The following is a 25,606-nucleotide window of genomic DNA, read 5'->3' as shown; positions in this document are numbered from 1 at the left end:
GCCTTTATCCGTCCGAACCAGCCGCTTGGGCCGACTGAACCCAACGGACAATCGCCATGCGCTCTTCCGGCTCCATGTAACTCAGGTTGCCGGGGGGCATGGCGTGACTGGCTCCTGCTTGCAGATATATGCGGCGGGCGTTTTCAGCGATCTGATTTTCGGTTTCCAGAACCACGCCCTTAGGTGCCCAGTGAAGACCCTCCCACACCGGTTCCTCCGCGTGGCACATGGAACAGCGGCCCTGCACGATGCTGACAACATCTTCAAACCCTTGGGCCGCAGCAAAGTGCTGCGCCCCTTTGGTCAGGCTGGCTTCGGGTTCAGGCTGGGTTCGAATGGACGCGGTCGACAGCCAAGCGATCAACAGGAACAAAACCGCCGTCACTGCCCAAGTCCAATAGGGGCTGCCCTTGTGGGCATGTTCCGAGTTGAAAAAGTGCCGGATCGTCACGCCCATCAGAAAGACCAGCGACGCGATCACCCAATTGTATTCTGTGGCAAAGACCAGCGGGTAATGATTTGACAGCATCAGGAACAAGACCGGCAGTGTCAGGTAGTTGTTATGGGTGCTGCGCTGCTTGGCGATCTTGCCGTATTTCGCATCGGGCTTGCGGCCCGCCTTCAGATCGGCCACCACGATTTTCTGGTTGGGAATGATGATCATGAAGACGTTCGCGCTCATGATCGTAGCGGTGAAAGCACCAAGGTGCAAAAGCGCTGCCCGGCCAGAAAAGACCTGAGTGTAGAACCACGCCATGCCAACCAAAACGATAAACAAGGCGACCATCACCAAAGTCTGGTTGGCATCAACGAACACGCGGCAGATGGTGTTATAGGCCAGCCAACCGAATGCCAACGAGGCGACGGAGATCGCGACGGCCTGCCAAACGTCCAGTTCCATGACCGTCGGATCAATTAGGAACATCTCGGCGCCCATGTAATAGACCAGCACCAGCATGGCGAAACCCGAAAGCCAGGTCGCATAACTTTCCCATTTGAACCAAGTCAGGTGTTCGGGAAGGCGATCAGGCGCGACCAGATATTTGGTGATGTGATAAAACCCACCCCCGTGAACCTGCCATTCCTCGCCATGCGCCAGCGCCGGCATGCCGTCCGCTTTCCGCAGGCCCAGATCAAGCGCAATGAAATAGAAAGACGACCCAATCCACGCGATGGCGGTGATCACATGCGTCCAGCGCGCCGCGATCTCGACCCATTCCCACAGCACCACCCAGTCATACATGCCATTTCCCCTGTTTGCCTTTTCATCAGGCTATACCGATCCCGACTTTGCTGTTAATCCATCAAATAGCGGATCACTTTCAAATTCATCCTGATGATCTTGGAAATCGCCCATGTCCTATGTGAACAACATCAAGATGTTCGTGCGTGTCTATGAATTGGGCAGCATGAGTGCAGCGGCGCGCGATCAGCGCACTTCCCCCGCCGTTGCATCGGCGCGAATCTCGGAACTAGAAAAGCACTTGGGCGTCCGGCTGTTCAACCGGACGACTCGCAGCCTGCAACCCACAGAAAACGGGCGGATTTTCTTCGATGGTGCGCGCAAGGTTCTGGACGCGATCGAAGATGCCGAAGCCGCCGTGATGAATGTCACGCAAAACCCTCGCGGCACGATCTTTATTGCCGCGCCGCTTGGCATTGGTCGGCGTTTCATCGCCCCCCATGTGCCAGCGTTCAAAAGCCAATACCCCCAGATTGATGTCCGCCTGCGCCTTTCAGATCGCGTGATTGACGTGGTGACCGAAGGAATCGACGTGGCCTTCCACCTTGGCATCCTTGACGACTCCACGCTCAAGGTGCGGCTGATTGCCGAATGCCCGCGCATCCTTTGCGCCGCGCCCAACTATATCGAACGGCGCGGACTGCCGATGACCGGGGCCGATCTTGTTGAAAACCACCATGACTGCCTGAACCTGCGGTTTCCCGGCGCGAAAGAATTCCAATGGACACTGGTCACGCCGGATGGTCCGCGCCGTTTTGAGATTTCAGGCCCTTACGAATCGGACGACGGCGATGTGCTGACCGGCTGGGCCTTGTCCGGACATGGGATTGTGCTCAAACCGCAATTCGAAGTCGCAGAATATATGCGGAATGGCCAGCTTGTGCCTGTTGCCACTGAAACGCCACCTCTGCCTGTTCAATTGTCCTGCCTCAGCCAACATCGACGATTGAAAGACCCAAAGGTGCGTCTATTCACCGATTTCATGACCGCTCGAATCCGCGAAGAACTTCGCAAAGCCACGGATCCGCAGAACACCGCCAAAGCAGAATAGAAAAGGCCCGCACCGATGGCACGGACCTCTGTCTTGCTTTTACGGGCTGTTACTGGATTTGCTGTCCGTTGACGAAAATCGAACCGCCCTCTTTGGCCTCGATTTGCGAGGTCAGGATATCGTCACCCTCAGGTTTGCCAAACATCGCCATCATCATCCGGGCGCCCATGGCGTCTTCTTCTTTCAGAAGACCCGTAGCGATCAGGCCATCAATCAGCTTGTTTCCGCCTTCCAGACGCAGGTTTGCCGTGCCCAATGGCATCGGCGGGCCTCCCATTTCCATCATGGAATTGTCAAAGGTGAACGCACCTGTCCCCGAAAGGGCCGCACCTGCCAGCTTCAGCCCAAGTTCCTTGATGTCCAGCGACACGGGCTCGGGCATTGGCGGTGCGGTTCCGGCGGCCTCGGCAGCCATTGTCGCCAACAGATCAAACTTGGCCTGCCCCGAAACATCCAAAGCCAAGTTTGCCGGATCGCGTGCCAAAGCTGCACCGGGGTCGAACATGGCCCAAACGCTTTCCCCAAGGACAAGGTTGGCGAAGTTGAGCTTGACCTGATAGTCGCCACCTTCGGGTGCCGAAACCGGCATCATGTAGGCCATTGAGAGCGAGTCCATAGAGACCGGCATCGACATCGGCATTCCGGGGGGCGTGACTTCGGCCTTAAAGCCGCCAGATGCTCCTTCGACCATCATGGAGGTCTTGTCAGCCGCGATATTCATCGTGCTGGACGCCCCTTCAAAAGTGATCGTCATCGGCATCATTTCGCCGCGCTCTTCTGTCTGCCCCTTCGACAGGCCGCTGGTCATTGCCGCTGTCAGCGCCAGCCCCTTGGACACCGCATCCTCGAAGGCGACCGGTCCATCCAGAGCCATGAGATTAACGCCCTCGGGGACGGTCAGTTCACCTGCCAGAGTAATATCGGTCGTGTCACTGACAGAGGTCGAATCCAACATCATGGCCTTGTCGACCTGAATGATGTCATAGGCCAGACGCTTGGCGACCAGATCGACGGACATGACATCTGCACCGCGACCGTAGCCCGCTTCCAGACCTTCAAAGGTCACGCTACCCGCGTTGCGCTTCGGGCTTTCAGCGGTCCCTTCATTGGCGTCAAAACTGACCTTCAAAAGATCAGCGAACAAGGCATAGCCGAGACCGCCTTCATCCTCAAAGACCGAAACAGACAGTTCTTGATCCTCGATAGCGACCATCGTTCCATCAGGCGGCGTCACCTTGATGTCTGCTGGGAAAAAGGCCACCGATCCATCGTCTTGATCCTCGATCGTAACCTCGGCGATCGTGATCACGACAGGTCCACCGGCCGGGCCAACCGACACGCCGTTCAGTGTGATGATCCCCTCTTCTTTGACTTCGGTCGCGGCCTTGATCTCGCCACCGCTGCCCGAGGCAAGCGCCTGAAGATCGGCCCAGACCTGATCAGCCGTCAAAGCGAAAACAGATGTTCCCGACAACAAAAGCGCCGTCGGCGCGGCAAGCAGCAAAGATTTTTTAAACATTGACCTCTCCCACAAAGGCTTTTTGAAGATGCCAAACATCTCAACGCCTTTCGTGGGGTTAAAGCAAGGTCATGTTTCAACTACCTCGGTAAGTTGAATAGGCAAAAGGCGAGATCAAAAGCGGCACATGATAATGCTGGCTGGCATCCGGCACCCCAAACCGAATGGGGATTTGGTCAAGAAACAACTCGCCTTCGCCCGCCTGTCCCGAAGCCCGCAGATAGTCACCAGCGAAAAAGACCAATTCGTATTGGCCTTCCTTCAGATCGTCCCCTGTCAGCAGCGGTGCGTCGGTCCGACCGTCCGCATTCGTCATCGTTTCGGCGATCTTGCGATGGCTGTTGCCTGAAACGCGATATAACGCGATCTTGACCCCCGCCGCTGGCTTGCCCCGCGCCGTGTCCAGCACATGCGTGGAAAGTCTTCCCATACTGCCTTCCTCCTGAGTGTTCGACCCAAACACAGCACGAAAATGCAGCTAGCGCGACTGCTGTTTGATCCGATAGGAATTTCAAGGAAAACTTGAAAAAACTTTCTGCGGTTTCGCTCTACAGTTTCCTTCCAAAGTTACCCGAGGCGCACCTTGAATCGATATCCCCGAGATTTCCGCGGCCACGGCCCGAATGCCCCTGATGCCGCTTGGCCCGGCGACGCAAAAATCGCTGTGTCCCTCGTGCTCAACTATGAAGAGGGCGGCGAGAATAACCTGTTGCATGGGGATGCCCAATCCGAGGCCTTTCTCTCCGACATCGCCGGCGCTGCCCCTTGGCCGGGCCAGCGACATTGGAACATGGAATCCATCTATGACTATGGCGCCCGCGCCGGTTTCTGGCGGCTGCATCGTCTGTTCACCGAACGCGGCATTCCCGTCACGATTTACGGCGTGACCTCGGCCTTGGCACGCAACCCCGAGCAGGTGGCCGCCATGAAGGCCGCAGGCTGGGAAATCGCCAGCCACGGGTTGAAGTGGGTCGATCACCGCGACATGTCGCCTGAAGAAGAGGCGCGCCAGATAGCGGAAAGCTTTCGCCTTCACGAAGAGGTGGTGGGCGAACCGCCGCAAGGCTGGTACACGGGCCGTTGCTCCATGAACACCGTGCGCCTGACTGCGGAAACCCGCAAGCTCGCCTGGATTTCCGACACCTATGACGACGACCTGCCCTATTGGCTGGAAGTGGGCGATCATGACCAACTTGTCATTCCCTACACTTTGGAAGCCAATGACATGCGGTTTGCAACTGCCCCCGGCTACATCACCGGCGATCAGTTCTTCACGTACCTCAAAGACAGCTTCGACACGCTTTATGCCGAAGGGCAGGCAGGGCAGGCAAAGATGTTTTCCATTGGCCTGCACAACCGCCTGATCGGACGGCCCGGCAAATTTGCGGGGCTAAAGAAGTTTCTCGACTACGCTGGAGGCTTTGAAGGCGTCTGGTTCCCACGCCGCATCGACATTGCGCGCCATTGGGCTGAAAGGCACCCGCATCTCCGTATCGAACGACCCAGCCAGATGACACGCGACCGCTTTGTTGGCCGCTTTGGCAGCATCTTTGAACACTCTCCCTGGATCGCGGATCGCGCCTTTGATCTGGAACTTGGCCCCGCCCATGACAGCGCAGCCGGGCTTCATAACGCCCTCGCCCGCATGTTCCGCTCTGCCAGTCAGAATGAACGCCTGGCTGTCCTGCGGGCCCACCCGGATTTGGCCGGCAAACTGGCTCAAGCCAAGAGGCTTACGGCCGAGTCTACGGCGGAACAGGCCAGCGCCGCCTTGGACGCCCTGACCGATGCCGAACGGGCCAGCTTCGAGACGCTGAACACAGCCTATGTCGAAAAGCACGGCTTTCCCTTCATCATCGCCGTTCGCGACAACACCAAGGCCTCGATCCTAGCCGCCTTCGAAACCCGGATCGCAAATGACACCGAAACCGAATTCGCCACCGCCTGCCGTCAGGTCGAACGAATTGCCGAGCTTCGCCTGAAGGATCTCTTGCCATGACCGGTTACCACTTCCCCAAAGGGGGTCTTCCACCGCAAACCAGCCTGATGACGCAACGAGCCGTCTTTACCGATGCCTATTGCTTCATTCCCAAGGGCTGTTTTTCCGACATCGTCACTAGCTACCTGCCGGCATGGGACAAGACCCGGCTATGGCTGATTGCGCGCCCGATGACCGGCTTTTCCGAAACCTTCAGCCAATATGTGATGGAAGTGGAACCGGGCGGCGGGTCTGATGCGCCCGATCCGGAAACCGGCGCGGAACATGTGCTCTTTGTGAACGATGGCTTGATCACCCTGACCATTGACGGAGAAGGACACGAACTCGATGCGGGCGGCTATGCCTATATCCCTGCCGGTTCCCGCTGGACCCTGCTGGCAGAGGGTGCCTCGCCTGCCCGCTTTCATTGGGTTCGCAAGCTTTATGAACCCGCCCCCGGCGTCGCTCACCCTCAGGCCTTCGTAACCAGTGACCGCGACGTCAAGCCGATCCCCATGCCCGACACGAACGGCGCTTGGGCCACCACCCGCTTTACAGACCCCGCAGACCTGCGCCATGACATGCATGTCAACATTGTGACCTTCCAGCCCGGCGGAACCATTCCTTTCGAAGAAACCCATGTGATGGAACACGGGCTCTTCGTCCTCGAAGGCAAGGCCGTCTACAAACTCAATCAGGATTGGGTCGAGGTCGAAGCCGGCGACTTCATGTGGCTCCGCGCCTATTGCCCGCAAGCCTGCTATGCTGCGGGCCCAGGCCCTTTCCGCTACCTTCTTTATAAAGACGTAAATCGTCACGCAAAGCTGCGCGGCCCCGGCGCCTTTGGTCCTGCCAGATGATCATTTTCTGTCTTCAAATATCCTCAGGGGGAGGCGGATCGCGCCAGCGAACCGCCGTGGGGGGCGAAGCGCCCCCGCTTGGCGCGGCAAGACGATGCGCCTGATCCGCCCTGCCCCCCTGACCGCCGCCAGCTTTGCGTCCTTCGGCGATGTGCTCGATGCGACAGGCGATTTTCGCGAGATCAATGCAGGCTGGTGCCACCGCCACCATAACCGTGCCACACTCGACTTCGGCCCGGAAGGTCGGGCCGGGCTCTCGATTTTCAAGGCCCGCCCCCGCGCCTTACCCTACGAGTTTGACCTGATCGAACGGCATCCCGATGGGTCTCAGGCCTTTATCCCGATGTCCGAACAGCCCTTCCTCGTGATCGTCGCGGAAAATCCTGCGGCCAAGCCCGTGGCATTCCTGACCAACGGGCAACAAGGGATCAATTTCCATCGCTGGACATGGCACGGCGTGCTGACCCCGCTGGCCGAGCCCGGCCTTTTTGCCGTGGTCGACCGCATCGGCGCGACGCCGAACCTTGAAGAATTCCGGTTCACAGAACCTTGGACCGTAATTGCACCCTGAGAAAAGGGGCACATCTAACCGGACGACACCTTGGCGGGGCAGTGTCGAGACGGCGCGAACAACATCTGCCCCCTAGGGAAAGGAAATAACGGATGAACTCTACTGTTCACCCAGTGGATGAGATTTTGCCTCCGCCAAAGCTTTTTACGTTGGGTCTCCAGCATGTTCTCGTGATGTATGCAGGGGCGGTGGCCGTACCGCTCATCGTCGGCCGCGCCTTGAAGCTTGCGCCTGAAGACGTGGCATTTCTGATCTCCGCCGACCTCTTTGTCTGCGGCCTTGTCACCCTGATCCAGTCGCTCGGGGCAACCCAATGGTTCGGCATCAAACTGCCGGTGATGATGGGCGTAACCTTTGCAGCGGTAGGCCCGATGGTGGGCTTTGCGAATGCTCAGGGCGGTGTAGACGGCGCAAGAGCCATTTTCGGGGCGATCATGGCAGCGGGCCTGATCTCTATCTTGATTGCACCGCTGGTGTCCAAGATGCTGCGCTTCTTCCCGCCGGTGGTCACCGGGACCATCATTCTGGTCATCGGCGTCAGTCTGATGCGGATCGGGATCAACTGGATCTTCGGAAACCCCGTTGGCCCGACCGCGCCGCAGATCCTTGACCCGGCCCATGCCGATTGGTTGAAAGCCGTGACCGAGGGGGCCGCCAGCGGTGCGATCACCGGCTTGCCTGAACTGCCGCAGGGGCTTGCGCTCGCGGCAAAGGTCAACAACCCCGCCTACGCGCCTTTGGGCAATATCGCGATCTCGGCCATCGTGCTGGTCTCGATCCTGGCCATCGCGAAATATGGCAAAGGTTTCGTCGCCAATATCGCGGTGCTGCTGGGGATCATCATCGGTGTCGTCATCGCAATTGCTCTGGGCAAGATGAGCTTTGGCAAGATGGCGGATGCGGGCTGGTTCGGGCTGATCACGCCCTTCCATTTCGGCATGCCGACTTTTGACCCGGTGATGATCGTCACCATGGTTCTGGTCATGATCGTCGTGATGATTGAATCGACGGGCATGTTCCTTGCGCTGGGCGATATGACCGGCAAGAAGGTCGATCAACCGATGCTGTCCGCCGGTTTGCGGACGGATGGCCTGGGCACGCTGATCGGCGGGTTGTTCAACACCTTCCCCTATACCTCGTTCAGCCAGAATGTGGGCCTTGTCGGCGTGACCGGCGTGCGGTCGCGCTTTGTCTGCGTGGCGGGGGGGATCATCCTGATCGTGCTGGGCCTTGTTCCCAAGATGGGCGCGCTGGTTGAGGCCGTGCCGACCATGGTTCTGGGCGGTGCTGGTCTTGTCATGTTCGGGATGGTGGCCGCAACGGGCATCCGTATTCTTGCGGGCGTCAACTTCGCGGCCAACCGGAACAACCTGTTCATCGTGGCGGTCTCGCTGGGCTTTGGGATGATCCCGCTGATCGCCCCGAACTTCAAGATGTGGATGCCCCATGCGATCCACCCACTGATCGAATCCGGCATCCTGCTGGCCTCGATTGCTGCGGTGACCTTGAACGCCTTCTTCAACGGCAGCAATGCCTCGGAAGAGGACGCAAAGAAGGCTGCGATGGTGGCTGACCACTGAGGTTTGAAACATCCGCAAACGGCCCCCAATTTGGGGGCCGTTTTTGTTTTCAGAACCCCCGATTTCGGGCGTCCCCGTCGGGGACGTTTTTTAAGTCGTTCGAAATCAAATGGTTAGCCGCGAGGATTAAGGGTTTTTTAACGGAGTCGGGCCGAAGCCCGGCCTACGCTTTCCGAAACTAGATACCAAGTCTCATTGGTATCTATCGAGCCGACGGGGCGAGGCTATGCACCGTCATATGCATAGGCAGCCACATACTCGAGAATGTTCGCAAACTTTGTCTTTTCTACGCCCCTGTCAGAGTGCCAGTAGAAGACGGGTTCCAGTGCCTGACATTCCGAAACACGCAGGACATACCAGCCGCCACAATGGTCATCAGATAAGGCAAGCGAGCCTTCTGGCATGAATGCTTGAGCAGCCGCATTCCTCGGTACCGAATAATATTCACTGTCACGAGCCGCAGAAAACACGTTCGTCAGTCCAAAAGAACCGCCGCCGTAGGCTTTCAAGAAAGAAATGTATGTTTCGGGGATCCGCGTTGCCAGTTTGCTTTCCAAGTCAGAAATTTGCTCGTCGCTCGCGGGAGGGTCCGGTGGATCCAGCTCAAAGAGCCTTGCCCTTTGGACGCTCTTCTGCCGATGGAGGTCACTGAACTGAATAAGGTCAAGCGGTGGCATCGGGCATCCCTCGATTTAGGCGTGGGCGTAGAGATGATGGCACTTAGAGCAGGAAATTGACGCCTTCGGAGTCGGGGCAAGCCCCGACCTACAGTGACGGGAAAGGAGAGTCGGGCTGAAGCCCGACCTACGCTGTTGCAGCAACCGCCCTTACAGCATCCCCGGAACGACCTGATCTGGCGGGCGGTGGCCGTCGGCGAAGGTTTTGATGTTGATGATGACTTTCTCGCCCATCTCGATGCGGCCTTCGACCGTGGCGCTGCCCATATGGGGCAGAAGGACCACGTTTTTCAGTTCGCGCAGGCGGGGGTTGACCTCGTGCCCGTGTTCAAAGACGTCAAGGCCCGCGCCAGAAATCTCTCCTGCCCGCAGCATCCGGGTCAGGGCGTTTTCGTCGATGACTTCCCCGCGGGAGGTGTTCACGATGACCGAGGACGGCTTCATCAGTTTCAGCCGCCGCGCATTCATCAGGTGATAGGTCGAGGGCGTGTGGGGGCAGTTGATGGAGATGATGTCCATCCGGCTGACCATCTGATCAAGGCTTTCCCAATAGGTGGCCTCCAGCTCTTCTTCGACCTCCGGCCGCAGGCGTTTACGGTTGTGGTAGTGGACCTGCATGCCAAAGGCGCGGGCGCGGCGGGCGACGGCCTGACCGATGCGGCCCATGCCAAGGATGCCAAGGCGGCGACCGCCAAGGCGGCCCCCAAGGAAGGCCATCGGCGACCAGCCCTGCCATTCGCCAGCCTGCATATGCGCCAGACCTTCGGGGATGCGGCGCGTAACAGCGAGGATGAGCGCAAGGGTCATGTCGGCGGTATCATCGGTGACGACGCCGGGGGTGTTCGAGACAAGGATGCCGCGCTGGCGGGCGGTTGCGACGTCGATATGGTCAACACCTGCGCCATAGTTCGCGATCAGTTTCAGACGATCCCCCGCCTGCCCGATCAGACCTGCGTCGATATGGTCGGTGACGCAGGGCACCAGAACATCGGCGCGCTGCATGGCGGCTAGCAGCTCTTCACGCGTCATCTTTTTATCGTTTTCGCGCAACTCGACGTTGAAGAGTTCTTTCATGCGCGTCTCTACCGGCTCGGGCAACCGTCGCGTGACTACAACACTCAGCCGCTGTGCGGACATACATGCCTCCGTGGACTTGATCTTAGCGCGTCTTAATGGGCAAAGTGACGGGAAGCGGGGAAAGGTACAAGCCCCCGAAACAGATAAGAGTGAACCCACGCGGAAAAACGCGGGGACGAGCAGGCAAGACAGGGGCCGGATTGGCCCCGGGACAGGCGGACCAGACGATGGCAACGACCCGTGCAGCGGCCCTTTTGGCCACGGCTTTTGTTCTGATACAGGCCCAGCCGGGGCTGTCGCAAAGTTTGCGCCCGAAGCCACGACCCATTCAGACCGCGGCGCTTGCTCCGGCGGTGACGCCAGTTCCGCGCCCGACCGTATCAGCAGAGGCTGCGCCGGTAGAGGTTGCAGCGCCCATGCCAAATGCAGCGCCAGAGGCTGAGGCGGCGGCGGCTGGAAAACCGGTAGAGCCAGAGGCCGATCCGGGGCGCGGGTCAGTGACGAACCTGCCCTTGCCACGGTTTGTTTCGCTGAAGAATGGCGAAGGCAATGCCCGTCGCGGGCCGGGGCTGACGCATCGGATTGACTGGGTGTTCACGCAGGCCGGGATGCCGCTGAAGATAACGGCTGAATATGAAAATTGGCGGCGCGTTGAAGATGCGGATGGCTTGGGCGGCTGGGTGCATTATTCGCTGCTGTCGGGCACCAGAAGCGCGATTGTGAAGGGCGATCTGGTGGATTTCCACACAATGGCGCGCCCGGACGCGACAATTGCGTTTCGCGCCGAGGCGGGGGTTGTTGCCCGCATCTTGTCTTGTCAGGACGATTGGTGCCGGGTGCAGATCGAGGGCGAACGCGGCTGGGCGCCAATTGCGGCGCTGTGGGGCGTAGAACCCGGCGAAGTGATCGAATAATCCCCTGCCTTGGGTTTCGCCAAGAGCGAAGCTGGAGTAGGTGAAGGGAAACCGGATGCCTCCGGTGCCGACCCTGTTTCGATCAAGGCCCGAAGATGAGCGGACAGAAAGACCAACACCTGAACTTGTCCGCCGGGCTTTTGTCTGTGGCGGTGGCGGCCCTTTTGGTGGGCGCGAAACTCTGGGCCTTGGGAACGACCGGGGCCTTGTCGGTGGCGGCTTCGCTTGCCGATAGCGCGATGGACCTGATGGTCAGTCTGGGCGCGATGGCGGCCATTCTTTACGCGGCCAAGCCCGCGGATGAAGACCATGCCTTTGGCCATACCTCGATCGAGGATCTGGCGGCGCTTGGCCAGTCGATTTTCATCCTGATTTCCGCGGGCGTCATTTCGCTGGCCGCGATCGAGCGGCTGCGGACGTCGGAACCTGCCAGGTTGGTGGATGAGACGGCAGGGATTTGGGTGATGGTGTTTTCCATTTGCCTGACCGTCGGCTTGGTCTTGTGGCAAGGCCGTGTGGCGCGGCGGACGGGCAGCAAGGTGGTGGCCGCCGACAGGCTGCACTATCTGGGCGATCTGTTGCCCAATATCGGGGCGATCCTGTCGCTTTGGGCGTCAAAGCAATTCGGGATGGTCGCGATTGACTCGGTCGTGGCCTTGGGGGCGGCTGCGATGCTGGCGCTGGGGGCTTTGCGGATCGGGCGGGATGCCTGGCACGCGCTGATGGACCGCAGCGCCGACCCGTCGGTGATCGAGACCGTGGCCAAGATCGCACGCGACTGGCCGGGCGTGCATGGGTTTCATGACATCAAGACGCGGATGGCGGGGAGCCGGATCTTCATTCAAATCCATATCGAACTGGATGGCCGTCAGACCCTGACAGAGGCCCATTCGATTGGGGCTGGCTTGCGGCGGGCGATCCTTGAGGCGATCCCGCAGGCAGATGTGATCGTGCACAAGGACGTGGCCGCAATCGACAGCGTACAAGACCGCTGATTTTCGACGCAAGAGGATTGCCTGAAAACGCCGAGTGTTATACAAGCGTATAATAACGAAGGGCGAGGCAGATCGTGCCAAAGGAACGTCGCAGCTTTCAGCGTCAGCCGGAAGAGACGCGCCGCGAGTCGTTGATTCAGGCGGCGCTTGACCTGATGGCCGAAGGTGGGCCACGGGCCGCGACCGTGCGCGCCATTGCCGAGCATGCCGGCATCACGCCGGGCCTGATCCGGCATTACTTTACATCAAAGGAAGAGCTGACCCGCGCGGCCTACCTTTCGCTGATGGAGCGGATGACAAAGGAAAGCCAGACCGCTGCCGAAGCGGCGGACACCCCGGTGCGGGCCTTGGCCTCTGTTATCTCGACCAGCTTGCGGCCACCTGTGATGGACGGCACGCGCATACGGCTGTGGGCGGGGTTTCTGCACATGGTGCACAATGACCCGGACATGCGCGAGGTGCATGAGGCGACCTATCTGGCCTATCGAAACCTGTTGCAAAGCCTGATCGAGAAATTGCCGGGCAAATCGGACCCGGCAACGGCCCATGCACTGGCGATTGCCTGCAATGCCGTGATTGACGGCTTGTGGCTGGAGGGCGGCGCCTTGCCCGCGAGTTTTGCCGAGGGCGAGATCGAGCGCATCGGCAAAAGCGCCATTGCGGCCATACTGGGGATTGACCCCGCAGAGTTTAACGAAACGAGCCAGCAAGGACCAACACCATGAAATACGCCAGTGTCACCGAACGCCTTGCTGGTTTGGGCGGGGCAAAATGGGCCGTGCATTTCGAGGCCCGCAAGTTGCAGGCCGAAGGGCGGCGCGTGATTGAACTGACGATTGGCGAGCCGGATGTGGCCACCCCGCAAATCCTGATCGACGCGGCTGTGCGGGGGCTGGAGGCAGGTCGAACCGGATACAGCAATGGCCGCGGAGAAGCGGGGCTTTTGCGCATTCTGGCGGCGCGCTACAGCCAGCGACGCGGCAGGCCCTTTACGCCACAGCAATTCTTGGCCCTGCCGGGCACGCAGACGGTTTTGTTCCTGTTGCTGGCGGCCCTGACCGATGCTGGCGACGAGGTGCTGGTCGCCGATCCGATGTATGCGACCTATGAGGGCGTGATCCGCGCCAGCGGGGCAACAATGGTTCCGGTGCAGCTGTCGCCCGAGCATGGCTTTCGGCTTCAGGCGGCGGATGTCGCGGCGAAAATTACGCCGCGCTCGCGGGTTTTGTTCCTGAACAGCCCGCACAACCCATCGGGCGCTGTGCTGACCAAGGACGATATCCGGGCCTTGGGCGAATTGGCGGTGGAACATGATCTTTGGATCGTGTCGGATGAGGTCTATGAGGATCTGGTCTTTCCGGGCGTAAGCTTTGCCTCGCCGCTGGATTTCCCAGAATTTGCCGACCGGACGGTGGCGGCGGCATCCATTTCCAAATCTCATGCCGCGCCGGGGTTCCGGTCGGGCTGGTGCGTGGGGCCGGAAGAGTTCATCTCGCGCGCCCTGCCCTTGGCCGAAACCATGCTGTTCGGCAATCAGCCGTTTCTGGCGGATGCCACGGCAGCCGCCTTGGCCAGCCCGTCGGACGTGGCGGGGGGCATGGCCGAACGGTTCAAGCGGCGGGCTGACAGCCTGTATGAAACGCTGGAGGGCGTGGCCGGCTTGCGGGTTCATCGGCCCGAAGCAGGGATGTTCGCGCTGATTGATGTGCGGGCCAGCGGGATGAGCGGCGAGCGCTTTGCGCTGGATTTGCTGGCGCGGACCGGGGTGGCGGTGATGCCGGGCGAAAGTTTCGGCAATGGCTTGGCGGGCTGGCTGCGGGTCAGCCTGACGCGGCCCGACGCGGAACTGGCCGAAGCGGCCGAAGCGATTGCAGAATTTGCCAAGCAGCGGGTGGCGGCATGAAAACGGTTGGGGAACGTCTGGTTGAGGGGCTTGCGGCACGCGGGGTCGAGGTCGTCTTTGGCATTCCGGGCGTACATACGGTAGAGTTGTATCGGGGCCTTTCCGGAAGTCCGATCCGCCATGTGACCGCCCGCCACGAACAAGGCGCGGCCTTCATGGCCGATGGTTATGCACGGGTGAGCGGCAAGCCGGGGGTGGCCTTTGTCATCACCGGGCCGGGGTTGACCAATGCGCTGACCGCGATGGGACAGGCCAAGGCGGATTCAATTCCGATGCTGGTGATCTCGGGCGTCAATCGGCGGGCAACCTTGGGCAAGGGTTGGGGATGCCTGCATGAATTGCCTGACCAGCAAGCAATGGTGCGGGCGCTTTGCCCCAGTTTCCAGATCTCGGCGCCAGAGGAGTTGGAGCCGGTGTTGGATGCGGCCTTTGCGGCGCTGTTCGCTGACAGACCCGGGCCGGTTCATATCGAAGTGCCGACGGATGTCATGCCAATGCCTGCGGCGGAACTCTCTGGGGGGGCGGATCTTCGGACAGATGTGATTTCCGAAGGCGAAATTGCGGCCGCCTGCCAGCGGCTGGCCACGGCAAAGCGGGTGGTGATCCTTGCCGGAGGTGGAACGCGCCATGCCGCGCAGGGAGTGCAGGATTTGGCCGAGCGATTGGACGCGCCAGTGGTGCAGACTGTGAATGCACGGGGTGCGATGCATGGTCATGACTTGGTCGTGCCTGCCTCGCCCAGCCTTGATGCCGTGCGCGACCTGATCGCCGAGGCGGATTGTGTGCTGGCACTGGGCACCGAGCTTGGGCCAACGGATTACGATATGTATGTGCGCGGCGGCTTGCCCGATCTTTCCGGCATGATCCGTGTGGATTGCAGCACCGAGCAGTTGGATCGCCACGCTGCGGCGGTGAAAGTCCGCGCCACCGTTTCCGCCGCGATCCCGGCATTGTTGGCGGGTTTGCCGACGCGCCCGGCGGGCGATGGGGCCGCGCGCGCCAAAAGCGCCCGGAAGGCGGCGCTGGAAGAACTGGCGCGGCTGGACGCGGCGATGCCGGCAAGGTTGACGATGGTCGAGGCGATCCGCTCGGCCTGCCCCGGCGCCATTATCGTCGGGGATTCGACGCAGCCGATTTACGCCGCGAACCTGTATTACGACCATGACCGCCCCAGCGGGTGGTTCAACGCCGCAACAGGTTTTGGCGCTTTGGGCTTTGGGCCGGGGGCCGCCATTGGTGCGGCCCTGGCGGCGCCGGGGGCGCGGGTGATTTGTCTGGTTGGCGATGGCGGGCTGCAATTCAGCCCCGGCGAATTGCGGACAGCGGTGGATGAGCACCTGCCGATCACCTTTGTCGTCTGGAACAACGCGGCCTTTGGCGAGATCGCCGAGGCGATGGCCGGGGCGGGGACCGAAGTCATTGGCTGTTCCCCCTCTCCGCTGAAGATGAAGGGATTCGCGGAAAGCTGTGACCTGCCTTTCCAATCGGTTCCGGCAGAGCCAGAAGCCCTATTCCAATCGTTGAAACGGGCTGGAAGCGGGCCCAGCCTGATTGAAGTGCGGGCCATTGCAAACCTGCCCTCTTAAAAATCGCACCGCCTAAGTCTTTGTTTTCGCTTTCGCTATCTGATAGCAGGCGCGCGTTTTTGCCTAGCGCGACGGGTTCATCCACATCTGTCCCATCGAAACGCCGCGGGGTCCTCTGCTTGCCCCCGGCACACCGAGGGAAAGGAAACCCGTTATGCTGCTCTCTGCGAAATCCACTGTTGTTGCTTCTGTTACCGCGCTTGCCATCGCCCTGTCTGCCGCTGCCCCGGCACAGGCATTGGGCCGCAATGAACGCAATTTCCTGAAGGGCGTTGCCGCGACCCTGATCGTTGGTGCGCTGATCAATCAGGGCCGCGCCCATCCCCGCACGGCCCCTGCCCCGGCACCGCAGCCGGTGTACCGCCCACATCACCCGGCCCCGGATACTGGGGCAGTCGTGGGCTCGCCCAGCTCGGTCTATTCGACCAACGCCGCCCGCGCTTTCGCCAGCTTCTCGCCTGCGGAACGCCGTGCGATCCAGTCGCGCCTGCGCGCCTATGGCTATTACAGCGGCGCGATTGACGGGGCGTTTGGCCCAGCCACCTATCGCGCCATTGTGGCTTATGCCCGCGACACATCGGGCGAGCGTCAATTGAGCACCATCGCCGGCAGCTATGGAGTCTATGACAGCCTGCTGGCCTGACCGAGGTAGTGTAACGAGTGCGTCCCCGGCTCTTGCAAAAGAGTCGGGGATTTTTTTGCGAAACCTCCAAGGATTGAGCGGGCGCTTGCGTCTGAAATAGCGTGATGCTGATGGATACACCCGACTCCACCCTTGCCTTGGCCGCTGCTGGCGGTGATCGTGCAGCTTTTGGCGTGCTGGTTCAGCGCCATTATGACCGTATTCATGGGCTGTGCTGGCGGCTGACGGGGAATGTGACCGAGGCCGAAGATCTGGCGCAGGATGTCTGCGCCTCTCTGCCTCGCCGCCTGCAGGGCTTTCGCGGCGAGGCGCAATTCACCACTTGGCTCTATCGCGTGGTCGTCAATGCCGCGCATGATGCCCGCCGTCGCGCGGCTGTTCGGTCGAAAGCCGCCGATGGCTGGGGCGATTGGGAAAAGGCGCGGCAGGATGAAATGGCCGTCGAGCGTGAGGCGCAGGATTGGCTGACCGCTGCCATGGCGCGACTGTCGCCAGAGCTGCGTGAGACCGTGGCCTTGGTCTTGGGCGAAGAGTTGACGCAAGCCGAGGCCGGCGCAGTCTTGGGCCTTTCGGAAGGCACGATTGCCTGGCGCATGTCTGAGGTGAAGAAAAAGTTGAAGGCCATGGCCGCCGAGGAGGCGATGCGATGACGGATGAGTTTGACGCCCTGAAGGCCGGGCTGAAGGCCGCCCCCGCACCGCGTGCGGCGGCGCGTGAAGAAGCCTTGGCCCGCGCCATGGCGGAATTCGATAAACTGGAGCCTTTGGCCCAAGGATCAGCCTCTGCTCTGCGTCCCAAGTCTGACCGCCCAGCAAGGGCGGGGCTTGTGGAAAGGCTGACCGACATGATCGCTGGTTTGAAACTGAGACCGATCCTGACTGCCTCGACTTCGGTCGCGGCGCTGGGGCTTGTGACGCTGGCCGTCTTGCCCAATCTAGACCTGCGCGCGCTGCGTGGCCCGGCGGAGGTGAGCAGGGTGCTGGATGAGGCGCAGAAGGAAGAGGCTGTTGCGACATTGGCGGAGGAGGCTGTTCCAGCGCCCGCCCCGGAGCCGGCAGCGCGCAAGGTGGCCACGCCCAATTCGGGAGTGATGGCGGATGCTGCGATGGAGCCGGAGGCTTTGGTCGTTGCGGCCCCGGAAATGGCGATGATGCCGGAACCGGGGCAGGTGCTGGCGGAACCCTCGACCGAGGCCTATGCGAATCAGGCCGCGAACCCGGTGAAGATAACGGCAGAAGAGCCGGTCTCGACCTTCTCGGTGGATGTCGACACGGCCTCTTATGCCATTGTCCGCAATTGGCTGAATTCTGGAACGCTGCCAGACCCGGAGGCTGTGCGGGTTGAGGAAATGGTGAACTATTTCCCCTATGCCTATCCGGCCCCTGATGGGGCAGAGGCGCCGTTCCGGCCTTTGGTTTCGGTGCTGCCGACGCCATGGAATGAAGGCACGCAATTGGTGCGGATTGCTCTGCAGGGGCGTTTGCCTGCTGTCGTGGATCGTCCGCCTTTGAACCTTGTCTGGCTGATTGACACCTCAGGCTCGATGGAGGACCCGGCGAAGCTGCCTCTGTTGAAGCAGTCCTTGGGCTTGATGCTGGCGGATTTGCGGCCCGAGGATCAGGTGGCGATCGTCGCCTATGCCGGATCGGCGGGCGAGGTGCTGCCGCCCACCCCAGCGAGTGACCGTGCAGCCATTCTGGCGGCGATGGATCAGCTTTCGGCTGGTGGGGCAACGGCAGGCGGCGAGGGGTTGGAACTGGCCTATAAACTGGCGCAAAAGATGGCGGCAGAGGGTGAGGTCAGCCGTGTCTTGCTGGCCACCGATGGCGATTTCAATGTGGGGATTTCCGATCCCGATGGCTTGGAGGCCTATATCGCCCGCCAGCGTGACAGCGGCGTCTATCTTTCGGTGCTGGGCTTTGGCCGGGGCAATCTGGATGATGCCACGATGCAGGCCCTTGCCCAAAACGGCAATGGAACGGCCAGCTATATCGACACGCTGCAAGAGGCGCGGAAGGTGCTGGTCGATCAGCTGTCGGGGGCGCTGTTCCCGATTGCCGATGACGTAAAGATACAGGTGGAATGGAACCCGGCCTTGGTCGCGGAATACCGGCTGATCGGCTATGAGACGCGGGCGCTGATGCGCGAGGATTTCAACAATGACCGCGTGGATGCGGGTGAAATCGGAGCGGGCCATCAGGTGACGGCCTTGTACGAGATCACCGCCCCCGGCAGTCCGGCCCTGAGGAATGACCCGCTGCGTTATGGCGCAGGGGCAGCGGCCGACAGCGTGGCGCCGGCGTCGGAGGGCGAAGAGCTTGGTTTCCTGCGCCTGCGCTACAAAGCGCCGGGAGAGGACCAGAGCCAATTGATCGAGACGCCGGTCCTTGCGGGGGCCGAGGCCGATGAAGATGCGCGGTTTGCGGCGGCGATTGCGGGCTTTGGCCAGATTTTGCGCGGGTCGGTCTATCTGGGCGATTGGGGCTGGGATCAGGCGATTGCACTGGCCGAAAGTGGTCGGGGTGCGGACCCCTATGGCTATCGGATCGAGGCGATCAACCTGATGCGTCTGGCCCGCGATCTGGCGCGATAGGCGCAGAAACACGTACGACCTTTCCGCCGGGTGCTCCCAATTTTCTTGCAAGAAAATTGGACAGCGCCCGGCCGCGGCCTAGGGCCTGACCTCGACCACTGTGCCAAGCCGTGCCACCTGCCAGAGCTCTCGGATCTGGGCATTGGTCAGGGCGATGCATCCGGCCGTCCAGTCCCCTCTCACTTTCATGTCCTCGGGAACGGAATTGGGCTGGCCGTGGATCATGATATCGCCGCCGGGGCTGTACCCCCCGGCCTTTGCCCGCGCCCGGTCCGCGGGCTGCGGATAGTCCAACCCCAAAGACAGATGAAAGGCGGACCGGTCATTTCGGCGGTCGATGCGGAAGGTGCCTTCCGGGGTTTTGCCATCGCCCTGCCTGACCTTGTCGCCTTCGGGTGCAAAGCCAAGGGCGATGGGCCAATTCCGCACCACTTTGCCATCTTGCCAGACCGTCAGTCGTCGCGCGGCCTTTTCCACAACAATGCGCTCGATCTGGCCGTGAAGCGGGCTGTCCGGTGGCACGGGCGGCTCGATCGGGCGCAGAAAGAAAAGGGCGGCACCGAAAAGTGCCGCCAATAGCAGAAGCCAGACCAGACGGGCCAGCCGCATCATTGCAGGTCAGAGAAGGCCTTTTGCAGGCGCTGAACCGCGGTTTCTACATTCGCACGCGGGGTTGCGATATTGAAGCGCAGGAAGGTTTCGCCGCCCGAACCGAAAGTCTCGCCATGGTTCGCGGCGATCTGGGCGCCTTTTTCCACGCGACCCTTGAATTCGGCTGGTGTCATGCCCGTGGCCTCAAAATTCACCCAAGACAGATAGGTGGCTTCCAGCGGCATCGAGTTGAGCCCCGGAATGGACGCAATTCCCGCATCAAAGAGCCTGCGGTTTTCGTCGAGATAGAGGTTCAGCGCATCCACCCAAGCCGCACCTTCCGGCGAATAGGCCGCCTCGACCATATGCAGGCCAAAGGAGTTTGGCGAAATGCCAAGTCCCATCATGGTCGCTGCAAAACGGGCACGCAGGGAATCATCAGCGATGATGACATTGCCCGTATGGCAGCCCGCGATGTTGAAGGTCTTTGTTGCCGCCGTCATCATCACCAACCGGTCGGCGATATCGGGCGCGACATTCGGCATGACGTGATGCTTGTGACCGGGCATCACCAGATCGTGGTGGATTTCGTCCGAGACAAGGATCAGGTCATGGCGCTTGCAGAAATCGGCAGTGGCGCGCAGTTCTTCCTTGGTCCAGACACGGCCACCCGGATTGTGTGGCGAGCAGAGGATCAGCATCCGCTCGTTCCCCGTCATCTGGGCGTCCCAAGCGTCGAAATCCATCTCGTACCGGCCTGAGGCCAGTTTCAGGCGGCACTCGACCACCTTGCGGCCAGCGGCTTTGATCGTGCGCGCGAAGGCGTGGTAAACCGGCGTCATCAGCACGACGCCATCGCCCGGTTGGGTGAAGGTGTTCACCACCAGTCCGGTGCCGTTGACCAACCCGTGGGTGGTGAAGATGTGTTTCGGGTCGATGGCCCAGTTGTGGCGGGTCTGCATCCACCAGCGGATCGCCTCGAGATAGCTCGCGTCATCGCCGTAATAGCCATAAACGCCATGCGTCGCCATCTTCTCGACCGCTTCCTGCACGCAATGGGGCGGGCGAAAGTCCATATCGGCGACCCACATCGCCAAGCCCTTGTCGGCCGGAACCGCGTAAAGGCGGCTCATCATGTCCCATTTCACCGAATGGGTTCCGAAACGGTCGATCTGTTCATCAAAGCTCATGGCTCACCTGCAGTCCTGAAAGTCAGAATTTCTATTTCGAGCTGATATCACGGGATATCGTTCCAAATCAATAATTCAATATGGAACACTGTTCCTTGTTTTTGGCTTTATTTGGAACATTTTGATTGATCGTTGCCGCCCTTGCGAAAATTCGGGCTCCGCCGTAAATCTTGCCCATGATCCGACCTATACTTATCCATCCTGATCCCCGCCTCAAGAAGCTCTGTGACCCTGTCACCGAGTTTGATGCTGACTTGGCCGTTTTGGCCAAGGATATGCTGGAAACGATGTATGACGCGCCGGGCATCGGGCTGGCTGCGCCACAGATTGGCGTGATGAAGCGCATTCTGGTGATGGATTGCGTTAAAGAGGGCGAACCGCGTCCCATGGTACTGGTGAACCCAAAGATCACTTGGGCCTCAGAAGATTTGGGCGTCTACGAAGAAGGTTGCCTGTCGATCCCCGACCAGTACGCCGAGGTGAAGCGCCCGGCAGAGGTGCGTGTAGAATGGGTCGATGAAACCGGCAAACCGCAGGAAGAGCAATTTTCAGGACTGTGGGCGACCTGTGTCCAGCACGAGATCGACCATCTGGATGGCAAATTGTTCATTGATTATCTGGGCCCGCTGAAGCGGCAGATGATCACCCGCAAGATGGAAAAACTAAAGCGCGAGCGGGCGCGTCAGGCGCAGGCCTGACGATGGCCGTGCTGCCGATCGTCTTTTGGCCGGATGCGCGGCTTTCAACCCGTTGCGAAGCGGTCGACCCACGCGATCCCTCAGTTGCGCAATTGGCCCATGACATGCTGGAGACGATGTATGCAGCCCCCGGACGCGGCTTGGCCGCGCCGCAGGTCGGCGTCGCAAAGCGCGTCTTCGTAATGGATATTGGCTGGAAAGAGGGTCCGAAAGCCCCGGTGATCTGCGTCAATCCACGCATTCTGTGGCGGTCGGACACTGCGGCGACTGGCCCAGAGGGCTGCCTTTCTATCCCCGAGGTGGTGACAGATGTGGCCCGAGCAACCGAAATCCGGCTGGCTTGGACTGACCTGTCTGGCGCCGAACACGAAGAGCATTTGACCGGCTTTGCCGCCATTTGCGCCCAGCATGAATATGACCACCTAGAGGGTATCGTGACCTTTGACCGGCTTGGCCTCGAGGCCCGTCGGATGGCCGAAGCCGTTTACGCAGATCGGACCCGAACATGACTGCCCGCCTTTGCCTGCCTTGGCCCAATCCCGTTCTGAAAACGCCCGCAAAGGATGTGACCGAGATCACCGATGAGGTCCGCGCCATCTGGACCGACATGGTGGATACGATGGAAGCCATGCCGGGCTATGGTCTGGCCGCTGTGCAAATCGGTGTGCCGCTGCGGTTGGCTGTCGTCGATTGCTCGGAGGAGCGGGGCAAGGTGGTGCGGCTTGCCAATCCGGAAGTGCTTCATGCCAGCGTGCAGTTACGCGAGCACGAAGAGGCAAGCCCCAATCTTCCCGGCGTTTCGGCAGTAATCAAACGCCCGCGTGCCGTGACGGTGCGGTTCCTGAATGAGGCAGGCGAGATAGAAGAGCGCGATTTCGTGGGGCTTTGGGCAACAAGCGTGCAGCATCAGATCGACCATCTGGCGGGCAAGATGTATTTTGACCACCTGTCGTCGCTGAAACGGAAGATGTTGATTGCCAAGGCCGACAAGCTGAGGAAGCGCGTATGAAGGTGGTCTTCATGGGCACGCCGGAGTTTTCGGTTCCGGTTCTGGAGGCCTTGGCGGAAAAGCACGAGGTTGTTGCAGTCTATACTCAGCCGCCGCGCCCTGCGGGTCGGGGAAAGGCTGAAAGGCCGACGCCCGTCCACCGCAAGGCGTTGGACCTTGGGTTGCCCGTGCGCCACCCTGCCAAGCTGAAATCGCCCGAGGATCAGGCCGAGTTTGCAGCCTTGGGTGCCGATGTGGCTGTGGTTGTGGCCTATGGCCTGATCTTGCCGCAGCCGGTTTTGGATGCGCCGCGCCTTGGTTGCCTGAACATTCATGCAAGCCTGTTGCCCCGCTGGCGAGGAGCCGCGCCCATCCATCGCGCGATCATGTCGGGCGATGCGGAAACCGGGATCTGCATCATGCAGATGGAAGCCGGTTTGGATACCGGGCCGGTCCTTTTGCGCGAGGCAACACCAATCGGGCCTGAAGAGACGACCAGCGAATTGCATGACAGGCTTTCCGTCATGGGGGCCGCGCTGATCGTCGAGGCACTGGACCGCCTTGCCGACCTGCGCCCAGACCCACAGCCCGAGGCCGGCGCGACCTATGCGCAAAAGATCGACAAAGCCGAGGCGCGGGTAGATTTCAGCCAGAGTGCCGAAGTTGTGGATCGTCAGATCCGTGGGTTGTCCCCCTTTCCCGGCGCATGGGTCGAGATTGCGGGCGAGCGGGTAAAACTGCTGAAATCCCGTCTGGGTCATGGCGAAGGCGCGCCGGGGCAGGTCTTGCAGGGCTTTACCGTGGCCTGCGGCAAGGGTGCTGTCGAGATCTTGGAAGCCCAGCGCGAAGGCAAGCGCCCGATGGCCGTAGCCGATTTGCTGAAAGGCATGACGCTGCCAGAACGTTTGTGACAACGTTTTTCAGCCAAGGGCGGTTCACAGGGCGCATAAAGCCCCCCATATTGAAGGCGTAAAAGGGGGACCGTTATGCCCATTCTTGCGCTTATCGTCATCGGGGCCGCTGCCGGATTTCTGGCCACGCGGATCATGAAGGTAAACACCGATGTTCCCACCACGGTCGCCATTGGCGTTGGGGGTGCCTTGATCGGCGGGCTTACCTTGCGCTTTCTGATGATGCTGACGGGCTGGGCCGCGGGTTTTATCGGTGCGATACTGGGCGCGATGCTGCTGATTTGGGTCTGGAAAACCTACGTCAAGTAAGCCTGCGAAAGAGGTCTTTCAGCTTGAAGGCCTTGCCGCCGGCCGGTTGCCAAAACACTTGCCCCATCCATGCTGCAAAAATCAGGGCCGCGGTCTCGCGCCCTTTTTCCCCGCCACCCAGACGGACCGCGAGGGCGGTTTCGACCCGGGCGCGCCATGCCGCGGCACGGTCACGCAAAACAGGATCCCGAAAGTCGGCCGCCAAAAGCGCAAGGGTCGAGCCATCTGCTGTCGCGGCCCCAACCTCTTTGAGGAAAGCCGACGCGCCCTTGGCATTCGTTGGCGCATTTGCCTCAGCCGCTGCACAGGCTTCGTCCAGCCTGTCCCAGCCGTCATTCAGCGCCGCCTGCACCATCGCATCGCGGGATTGAAATCGTTGAACCAATGTGGACGCCGCCAGACCAGAAGCCCGGGCGACGGGACCAAAGGCCACGGCCTTGTCTCCCCCTTCGTTCAGAAGGGTTCGAACAAGGGCGAAAACCTCGGTATCCGGAATGATCTTTCTGCGCGGCATAGGTGCAGCATAATCGAACATAAGGTCGGGAAAAGGCCCTATCGTTTCGGCGGGTTCGTTCGCGGGGGCTGCGCCTTGTAAACCGGCAATTTCCAGCCGAAGACCAGACTTCCCGACCGCAAACCCAAGGTCACAACGGCGCAGATCAGCAGGGCAATCCCACCTTCAGCCCCCAGCATCGAGGCGACCATCGCCGCAAGGCCACCCGCAAAGGCGCAGGAGACATAGAGTTCGCCCTGTTTCAGGACCAGCGGCACCTCGTTACAGACCACATCACGCATCAGGCCACCCATGCAGCCCGTCACCATGCCCATGACCAACACCACAGGCCACCCCATGGATTGTGACAAGGCCGCTGCAACACCCGCGGGCACCGCGACCGCCAAGGCAAAGGCATCAAACCACAGGATCGCACGATAGCGGCTTTCCAGCAGGTGGGCAGAGAAGAAAACCGCGATTGCAGCTGCTGCCGCCACCGCCAGCATCCAAGAATCGACGATCCAGAACACTGCCCGGTCCAACATCACATCGCGCAAGGTGCCGCCGCCCGCGGCTGTCAGGAACGCGATGAAGATGAACCCAACGATATCCAGTTGCGCCCGGCTGGCCACAAGGGCCCCTGTCAGGGCAAAGATCGCAACACTGGCATAATCCAAGAACGGAAGAAGCGCGCGAAGTCCCTCGACCGCCGTCATGACGGTGTCTTTGCGGGCTTGAACGGGGCCATTCCAGCGCGGGCCAAGGCGTCGGCGCGTTCGTTTTCCTCATGCCCGGCATGGCCCTTGATCCAGCGCCATTCGACCCGGTGCCGGGACTGCGCCTCATCCAGCCGCTGCCAAAGTTCTGCATTCTTGACGGGCTTTTTGTCTGCCGTCCGCCAGCCATTACGCTTCCAGCCGTGGATCCAGCCGGTCACGCCATTCTTCACATAGGCGCTATCGGTGACCACCGTGATCGCGCTGGACCGCGTCAAGGATTCCAGCGCAGAAATTGCGGCCATCAACTCCATCCGGTTGTTGGTGGTTTCGCCTTCCCCGCCCGACAACTCGCGCTCTTTCAAGATGGCATCGCCCTCTTTTGCGATCAGAAGCACGCCCCAGCCCCCAGGACCGGGATTTCCAGAGCAAGCCCCATCAGTATAAGCGAAAAGTTCCGGCATCACGTCTCCTGTCCCCTTGGGGATAGAAAGACGGCTGGGAAAGGTCAATCGAAGGA

General features: G+C 60.6%; 28 protein-coding genes. 18 read left to right on the top strand and 10 right to left on the bottom strand.

All coding sequences use genetic code 11. The features are described 5' to 3' along the window. Positions 1–4: 4 nt before the first annotated feature. Positions 5–1,243 carry a urate hydroxylase PuuD gene (locus ACSBLW_RS16915; RefSeq protein WP_435257767.1) on the bottom strand — a complete coding sequence of 413 codons (1,239 nt, stop codon included), beginning with the start codon at positions 1,241–1,243 and terminating at the stop codon, positions 5–7. Between the two features lie 112 nt (positions 1,244–1,355). On the opposite strand from ACSBLW_RS16915, the gene ACSBLW_RS16910 reads away from it, so the two are divergent. Beyond that, positions 1,356–2,294, top strand: coding sequence for a LysR substrate-binding domain-containing protein (locus ACSBLW_RS16910; RefSeq protein WP_435257766.1), 939 nt, complete (start codon positions 1,356–1,358; stop codon positions 2,292–2,294). Between the two features lie 49 nt (positions 2,295–2,343). On the opposite strand, the gene ACSBLW_RS16905 is transcribed toward ACSBLW_RS16910, so the two are convergent. Together ACSBLW_RS16905 and uraH are read right to left on the bottom strand one after the other, a co-directional pair. Next, positions 2,344–3,813 (bottom strand): DUF2125 domain-containing protein, encoded by a 1,470-nt coding sequence (locus tag ACSBLW_RS16905; protein WP_435257765.1) that lies wholly within the window; start codon positions 3,811–3,813, stop codon positions 2,344–2,346. A gap of 76 nt (positions 3,814–3,889) precedes the next feature. Beyond that, on the bottom strand, positions 3,890–4,243 hold the full coding sequence (gene uraH, locus ACSBLW_RS16900) for a hydroxyisourate hydrolase (RefSeq protein ID WP_435257764.1): 354 nt from the start codon (positions 4,241–4,243) through the stop codon (positions 3,890–3,892). Between the two features lie 153 nt (positions 4,244–4,396). On the opposite strand from uraH, the gene puuE reads away from it, so the two are divergent. The 4 genes from puuE (at position 4,397) to ACSBLW_RS16880 (ending at position 8,802) form a co-directional block, all read left to right on the top strand. Further along, positions 4,397–5,812 carry an allantoinase PuuE gene (gene puuE / locus ACSBLW_RS16895; protein ID WP_435257763.1) on the top strand — a complete coding sequence of 472 codons (1,416 nt, stop codon included), beginning with the start codon at positions 4,397–4,399 and terminating at the stop codon, positions 5,810–5,812. Further along, the gene (locus ACSBLW_RS16890; RefSeq protein WP_435257762.1) at positions 5,809–6,651 is read left to right on the top strand and encodes a bifunctional allantoicase/(S)-ureidoglycine aminohydrolase; all 843 of its coding nucleotides are present in this window, start codon (positions 5,809–5,811) and stop codon (positions 6,649–6,651) included. The genes puuE and ACSBLW_RS16890 overlap by 4 nt, the downstream gene beginning before the upstream one ends. 94 nt (positions 6,652–6,745) lie before the next feature. Beyond that, positions 6,746–7,222 (top strand): ureidoglycolate lyase, encoded by a 477-nt coding sequence (locus tag ACSBLW_RS16885; protein ID WP_435257761.1) that lies wholly within the window; start codon positions 6,746–6,748, stop codon positions 7,220–7,222. Positions 7,223–7,314: 92 nt separating this feature from the next. Further along, on the top strand, positions 7,315–8,802 hold the full coding sequence (locus ACSBLW_RS16880; RefSeq protein ID WP_435257760.1) for a nucleobase:cation symporter-2 family protein: 1,488 nt from the start codon (positions 7,315–7,317) through the stop codon (positions 8,800–8,802). Between the two features lie 224 nt (positions 8,803–9,026). Here the strand turns inward: ACSBLW_RS16880 and ACSBLW_RS16875 are convergent, their stop codons facing one another. Next, entirely contained in the window at positions 9,027–9,479 is a 453-nt protein-coding gene (locus ACSBLW_RS16875; protein WP_435257759.1) for an SMI1/KNR4 family protein, read from the bottom strand. 150 nt (positions 9,480–9,629) lie between these two features. Continuing rightward, positions 9,630–10,616 carry a 2-hydroxyacid dehydrogenase gene (locus tag ACSBLW_RS16870; protein ID WP_435257758.1) on the bottom strand — a complete coding sequence of 329 codons (987 nt, stop codon included), beginning with the start codon at positions 10,614–10,616 and terminating at the stop codon, positions 9,630–9,632. A gap of 167 nt (positions 10,617–10,783) precedes the next feature. On the opposite strand from ACSBLW_RS16870, the gene ACSBLW_RS16865 reads away from it, so the two are divergent. The 8 genes from ACSBLW_RS16865 to ACSBLW_RS16830 all read left to right on the top strand — a co-directional run bounded on the left by ACSBLW_RS16865 (position 10,784) and on the right by ACSBLW_RS16830 (position 19,190). Next, complete coding sequence (locus ACSBLW_RS16865) at positions 10,784–11,470, top strand: SH3 domain-containing protein (protein WP_435257757.1); 687 nt, start codon at positions 10,784–10,786, stop codon at positions 11,468–11,470. Positions 11,471–11,565: 95 nt separating this feature from the next. Beyond that, positions 11,566–12,465 (top strand): cation diffusion facilitator family transporter, encoded by a 900-nt coding sequence (locus ACSBLW_RS16860; RefSeq protein WP_435257756.1) that lies wholly within the window; start codon positions 11,566–11,568, stop codon positions 12,463–12,465. 74 nt (positions 12,466–12,539) lie between these two features. After that, complete coding sequence (locus ACSBLW_RS16855) at positions 12,540–13,190, top strand: TetR/AcrR family transcriptional regulator (protein WP_435257755.1); 651 nt, start codon at positions 12,540–12,542, stop codon at positions 13,188–13,190. Beyond that, positions 13,187–14,368 (top strand): pyridoxal phosphate-dependent aminotransferase, encoded by a 1,182-nt coding sequence (locus ACSBLW_RS16850; RefSeq protein ID WP_435257754.1) that lies wholly within the window; start codon positions 13,187–13,189, stop codon positions 14,366–14,368. Before ACSBLW_RS16855 ends, ACSBLW_RS16850 begins: the two co-directional genes overlap by 4 nt. Next, positions 14,365–15,954 (top strand): 5-guanidino-2-oxopentanoate decarboxylase, encoded by a 1,590-nt coding sequence (locus ACSBLW_RS16845; protein ID WP_435257753.1) that lies wholly within the window; start codon positions 14,365–14,367, stop codon positions 15,952–15,954. Before ACSBLW_RS16850 ends, ACSBLW_RS16845 begins: the two co-directional genes overlap by 4 nt. A 154-nt stretch (positions 15,955–16,108) precedes the next feature. After that, positions 16,109–16,597, top strand: a complete 489-nt coding sequence (locus tag ACSBLW_RS16840) for a peptidoglycan-binding domain-containing protein (protein ID WP_435257752.1) — start codon at positions 16,109–16,111, stop codon at positions 16,595–16,597. A 110-nt stretch (positions 16,598–16,707) separates the two neighbouring features. Continuing rightward, positions 16,708–17,247 carry an RNA polymerase sigma factor gene (locus ACSBLW_RS16835; RefSeq protein WP_435257751.1) on the top strand — a complete coding sequence of 180 codons (540 nt, stop codon included), beginning with the start codon at positions 16,708–16,710 and terminating at the stop codon, positions 17,245–17,247. Continuing rightward, positions 17,244–19,190, top strand: coding sequence for a vWA domain-containing protein (locus tag ACSBLW_RS16830; protein WP_435257750.1), 1,947 nt, complete (start codon positions 17,244–17,246; stop codon positions 19,188–19,190). The genes ACSBLW_RS16835 and ACSBLW_RS16830 overlap by 4 nt, the downstream gene beginning before the upstream one ends. A gap of 78 nt (positions 19,191–19,268) precedes the next feature. Here ACSBLW_RS16830 and ACSBLW_RS16825 read toward each other — a convergent pair whose 3' ends face one another. Then, complete coding sequence (locus tag ACSBLW_RS16825) at positions 19,269–19,802, bottom strand: L,D-transpeptidase family protein (protein WP_435257749.1); 534 nt, start codon at positions 19,800–19,802, stop codon at positions 19,269–19,271. Then, positions 19,799–20,971, bottom strand: a complete 1,173-nt coding sequence (locus tag ACSBLW_RS16820) for a MalY/PatB family protein (protein ID WP_435257748.1) — start codon at positions 20,969–20,971, stop codon at positions 19,799–19,801. Before ACSBLW_RS16820 ends, ACSBLW_RS16825 begins: the two co-directional genes overlap by 4 nt. Positions 20,972–21,147: 176 nt before the next feature. Here ACSBLW_RS16820 and def (ACSBLW_RS16815) point away from each other — a divergent pair, with 176 nt between their 5' ends. The 5 genes from def (ACSBLW_RS16815) (at position 21,148) to ACSBLW_RS16795 (ending at position 23,877) form a co-directional block, all read left to right on the top strand. Next, on the top strand, positions 21,148–21,669 hold the full coding sequence (gene def, locus ACSBLW_RS16815) for a peptide deformylase (protein WP_435257747.1): 522 nt from the start codon (positions 21,148–21,150) through the stop codon (positions 21,667–21,669). A 2-nt stretch (positions 21,670–21,671) separates the two neighbouring features. After that, complete coding sequence (def, locus tag ACSBLW_RS16810; protein WP_435257746.1) at positions 21,672–22,178, top strand: peptide deformylase; 507 nt, start codon at positions 21,672–21,674, stop codon at positions 22,176–22,178. After that, on the top strand, positions 22,175–22,678 hold the full coding sequence (gene def, locus ACSBLW_RS16805) for a peptide deformylase (RefSeq protein WP_435257745.1): 504 nt from the start codon (positions 22,175–22,177) through the stop codon (positions 22,676–22,678). The genes def (ACSBLW_RS16810) and def (ACSBLW_RS16805) overlap by 4 nt, the downstream gene beginning before the upstream one ends. Next, entirely contained in the window at positions 22,675–23,568 is an 894-nt protein-coding gene (gene fmt / locus ACSBLW_RS16800) for a methionyl-tRNA formyltransferase (RefSeq protein WP_435257744.1), read from the top strand. Before def (ACSBLW_RS16805) ends, fmt begins: the two co-directional genes overlap by 4 nt. Positions 23,569–23,643: 75 nt before the next feature. Continuing rightward, positions 23,644–23,877: a GlsB/YeaQ/YmgE family stress response membrane protein gene (locus ACSBLW_RS16795; RefSeq protein ID WP_435257743.1), complete on the top strand. Its 234-nt coding sequence runs from the start codon at positions 23,644–23,646 to the stop codon at positions 23,875–23,877. On the opposite strand, the gene ACSBLW_RS16790 is transcribed toward ACSBLW_RS16795, so the two are convergent. The 3 genes from ACSBLW_RS16790 to rnhA are packed head-to-tail and all read right to left on the bottom strand — an operon-like array spanning position 23,870 to position 25,550. Continuing rightward, complete coding sequence (locus tag ACSBLW_RS16790) at positions 23,870–24,412, bottom strand: transcriptional regulator (RefSeq protein WP_435257742.1); 543 nt, start codon at positions 24,410–24,412, stop codon at positions 23,870–23,872. The two genes, ACSBLW_RS16795 and ACSBLW_RS16790, sit on opposite strands and share 8 nt — an antisense overlap. Before the next feature lie 17 nt (positions 24,413–24,429). Beyond that, positions 24,430–25,086, bottom strand: a complete 657-nt coding sequence (locus tag ACSBLW_RS16785; RefSeq protein WP_435257741.1) for a trimeric intracellular cation channel family protein — start codon at positions 25,084–25,086, stop codon at positions 24,430–24,432. Continuing rightward, positions 25,083–25,550, bottom strand: a complete 468-nt coding sequence (gene rnhA, locus ACSBLW_RS16780; protein ID WP_435257740.1) for a ribonuclease HI — start codon at positions 25,548–25,550, stop codon at positions 25,083–25,085. The genes ACSBLW_RS16785 and rnhA overlap by 4 nt, the downstream gene beginning before the upstream one ends. Positions 25,551–25,606 lie beyond the last annotated feature (56 nt).

The organism is Thioclava sp. FR2 (assembly GCF_051200875.1).
Taxonomy (GTDB): domain Bacteria; phylum Pseudomonadota; class Alphaproteobacteria; order Rhodobacterales; family Rhodobacteraceae; genus Pseudotabrizicola.
This window is presented reverse-complemented; position numbering and strand designations above follow the sequence as displayed.

Coding starts and splice junctions, on each gene's coding strand:
- def (WP_435257745.1), top strand. CDS start 22,175: ATGACTGCCCGCCTTTGCCTGCCTTGGCCCAATCCCGTTCTGAAAACG.
- ACSBLW_RS16885 (WP_435257761.1), top strand. CDS start 6,746: ATGCGCCTGATCCGCCCTGCCCCCCTGACCGCCGCCAGCTTTGCGTCC.
- ACSBLW_RS16905 (WP_435257765.1), bottom strand. CDS start 3,813: ATGTTTAAAAAATCTTTGCTGCTTGCCGCGCCGACGGCGCTTTTGTTG.
- ACSBLW_RS16890 (WP_435257762.1), top strand. CDS start 5,809: ATGACCGGTTACCACTTCCCCAAAGGGGGTCTTCCACCGCAAACCAGC.
- ACSBLW_RS16835 (WP_435257751.1), top strand. CDS start 16,708: ATGGATACACCCGACTCCACCCTTGCCTTGGCCGCTGCTGGCGGTGAT.
- ACSBLW_RS16910 (WP_435257766.1), top strand. CDS start 1,356: ATGTCCTATGTGAACAACATCAAGATGTTCGTGCGTGTCTATGAATTG.
- ACSBLW_RS16790 (WP_435257742.1), bottom strand. CDS start 24,412: ATGTTCGATTATGCTGCACCTATGCCGCGCAGAAAGATCATTCCGGAT.
- ACSBLW_RS16785 (WP_435257741.1), bottom strand. CDS start 25,086: ATGACGGCGGTCGAGGGACTTCGCGCGCTTCTTCCGTTCTTGGATTAT.
- ACSBLW_RS16865 (WP_435257757.1), top strand. CDS start 10,784: ATGGCAACGACCCGTGCAGCGGCCCTTTTGGCCACGGCTTTTGTTCTG.
- ACSBLW_RS16870 (WP_435257758.1), bottom strand. CDS start 10,616: ATGTCCGCACAGCGGCTGAGTGTTGTAGTCACGCGACGGTTGCCCGAG.
- ACSBLW_RS16845 (WP_435257753.1), top strand. CDS start 14,365: ATGAAAACGGTTGGGGAACGTCTGGTTGAGGGGCTTGCGGCACGCGGG.
- ACSBLW_RS16840 (WP_435257752.1), top strand. CDS start 16,109: ATGCTGCTCTCTGCGAAATCCACTGTTGTTGCTTCTGTTACCGCGCTT.
- ACSBLW_RS16875 (WP_435257759.1), bottom strand. CDS start 9,479: ATGCCACCGCTTGACCTTATTCAGTTCAGTGACCTCCATCGGCAGAAG.
- rnhA (WP_435257740.1), bottom strand. CDS start 25,550: ATGCCGGAACTTTTCGCTTATACTGATGGGGCTTGCTCTGGAAATCCC.
- ACSBLW_RS16880 (WP_435257760.1), top strand. CDS start 7,315: ATGAACTCTACTGTTCACCCAGTGGATGAGATTTTGCCTCCGCCAAAG.
- ACSBLW_RS16795 (WP_435257743.1), top strand. CDS start 23,644: ATGCCCATTCTTGCGCTTATCGTCATCGGGGCCGCTGCCGGATTTCTG.
- fmt (WP_435257744.1), top strand. CDS start 22,675: ATGAAGGTGGTCTTCATGGGCACGCCGGAGTTTTCGGTTCCGGTTCTG.
- ACSBLW_RS16860 (WP_435257756.1), top strand. CDS start 11,566: ATGAGCGGACAGAAAGACCAACACCTGAACTTGTCCGCCGGGCTTTTG.
- ACSBLW_RS16830 (WP_435257750.1), top strand. CDS start 17,244: ATGACGGATGAGTTTGACGCCCTGAAGGCCGGGCTGAAGGCCGCCCCC.
- ACSBLW_RS16820 (WP_435257748.1), bottom strand. CDS start 20,971: ATGAGCTTTGATGAACAGATCGACCGTTTCGGAACCCATTCGGTGAAA.
- ACSBLW_RS16915 (WP_435257767.1), bottom strand. CDS start 1,243: ATGTATGACTGGGTGGTGCTGTGGGAATGGGTCGAGATCGCGGCGCGC.
- ACSBLW_RS16825 (WP_435257749.1), bottom strand. CDS start 19,802: ATGATGCGGCTGGCCCGTCTGGTCTGGCTTCTGCTATTGGCGGCACTT.
- ACSBLW_RS16850 (WP_435257754.1), top strand. CDS start 13,187: ATGAAATACGCCAGTGTCACCGAACGCCTTGCTGGTTTGGGCGGGGCA.
- def (WP_435257746.1), top strand. CDS start 21,672: ATGGCCGTGCTGCCGATCGTCTTTTGGCCGGATGCGCGGCTTTCAACC.
- def (WP_435257747.1), top strand. CDS start 21,148: ATGATCCGACCTATACTTATCCATCCTGATCCCCGCCTCAAGAAGCTC.
- uraH (WP_435257764.1), bottom strand. CDS start 4,243: ATGGGAAGACTTTCCACGCATGTGCTGGACACGGCGCGGGGCAAGCCA.